This is a genomic window from Massilia polaris (assembly GCF_012927275.1).
In the GTDB taxonomy this organism is placed as follows: Bacteria; Pseudomonadota; Gammaproteobacteria; order Burkholderiales; family Burkholderiaceae_D; genus Telluria_A; species Telluria_A polaris.
Map to the genome: position 1 here is coordinate 3,182 of NZ_JABBGG010000024.1, position 1,949 is coordinate 5,130.

The window sequence follows — 1,949 nt, forward strand, 5'->3', positions numbered from 1 at the left end:
CAATATGGTAGGAGAGCGTTCTGTAAGCCTGCGAAGGTGTCTTGTAAAGGATGCTGGAGGTATCAGAAGTGCGAATGCTGACATGAGTAGCGATAATGGGGGTGAAAAGCCCCCACGCCGTAAGCCCAAGGTTTCCTGTTCAACGTTCATCGGAGCAGGGTGAGTCGGCCCCTAAGGCGAGGCAGAGATGCGTAGCTGATGGGAAGCAGGTTAATATTCCTGCACCGTCGTATGATGCGATGGGGGGACGGATCGCGGAAGGTTGTCTGCCTGTTGGAATAGGCAGTTTCTGGTTCATAGAAGGCGCTTAGGCAAATCCGGGCGCAGGATTCAAGGGACTGGGACGAGCGGCTTATGCTGCGAAGCAATCGGAAGTGGTTCCAAGAAAAGCCTCTAAGCTTCAGTCATACGAGACCGTACCGCAAACCGACACAGGTGGGCGAGATGAGTATTCTAAGGCGCTTGAGAGAACTCGGGAGAAGGAACTCGGCAAATTGGTACCGTAACTTCGGGAAAAGGTACGCCCCAGTAGCTTGGCTGATTTACTTCAGTAGGGCGAAAGGGTTGCAATAAACTGGTGGCTGCGACTGTTTAATAAAAACACAGCACTCTGCAAACACGAAAGTGGACGTATAGGGTGTGACGCCTGCCCGGTGCTGGAAGATTAAATGATGGGGTGCAAGCTCTTGATTGAAGTCCCAGTAAACGGCGGCCGTAACTATAACGGTCCTAAGGTAGCGAAATTCCTTGTCGGGTAAGTTCCGACCTGCACGAATGGCGTAACGATGGCCACACTGTCTCCTCCCGAGACTCAGCGAAGTTGAAGTGTTTGTGATGATGCAATCTACCCGCGGCTAGACGGAAAGACCCCATGAACCTTTACTGTAGCTTTGCATTGGACTTTGAACCAATCTGTGTAGGATAGGTGGGAGGCTTTGAAGCGGGGACGCCAGTCTTCGTGGAGCCAACCTTGAAATACCACCCTGGTTTGTTTGAGGTTCTAACCTTGGTCCGTTATCCGGATCGGGGACAGTGCATGGTAGGCAGTTTGACTGGGGCGGTCTCCTCCTAAAGTGTAACGGAGGAGTTCGAAGGTACGCTAATTACGGTCGGACATCGTGATGATAGTGCAATGGCATAAGCGTGCTTAACTGCGAGACTGACAAGTCGAGCAGGTACGAAAGTAGGACATAGTGATCCGGTGGTTCTGTATGGAAGGGCCATCGCTCAACGGATAAAAGGTACTCTGGGGATAACAGGCTGATTCCTCCCAAGAGTTCATATCGACGGGGGAGTTTGGCACCTCGATGTCGGCTCATCACATCCTGGGGCTGTAGCCGGTCCCAAGGGTATGGCTGTTCGCCATTTAAAGTGGTACGTGAGCTGGGTTTAAAACGTCGTGAGACAGTTTGGTCCCTATCTGCCGTGGGCGTTGGAAATTTGAAGGGGGCTGCTCCTAGTACGAGAGGACCGGAGTGGACGAACCTCTGGTGTACCGGTTGTCACGCCAGTGGCATTGCCGGGTAGCTAAGTTCGGAAGAGATAACCGCTGAAAGCATCTAAGCGGGAAACTTGCCTTGAGATGAGATTTCCCGGAGCTTTAAGCTCCTTGAAGGGTCGTTCGAGACCAGGACGTTGATAGGTCAGGTGTGGAAGTGCAGTAATGCATTAAGCTAACTGATACTAATTGCCCGTACGGCTTGTCCCTATAACATTAGTAGTTATAGGTCTGCAAGACTTCAAAACTGATTTTGATATAAAACTTACTTCTTCCAGATTCAAAGCGCTGTTGCCCCGTTGGGAACAGTTGCTTGTACAAGTTATGCCTGATGACCATAGCAAGTCGGTCCCACCCCTTCCCATCCCGAACAGGACCGTGAAACGACTTTGCGCCGATGATAGTGCTGCAACCAGTGTGAAAGTAGGTTATCGTCAGGCTAGTTATAAGA

Annotated in this window: 2 rRNA genes (1 of these 2 cut by a window edge); both read left to right on the plus strand. The window is 51.2% G+C overall.

The window, feature by feature from the left end:
• Positions 1-1,708: ribosomal RNA gene (locus HHL21_RS21270) — 23S ribosomal RNA — on the plus strand (it extends 1,257 nt beyond the left edge of the window).
• A gap of 117 nt (positions 1,709-1,825) precedes the next feature.
• Positions 1,826-1,938: ribosomal RNA gene (rrf, locus tag HHL21_RS21275) — 5S ribosomal RNA — on the plus strand.
• Positions 1,939-1,949: the final 11 nt, after the last annotated feature.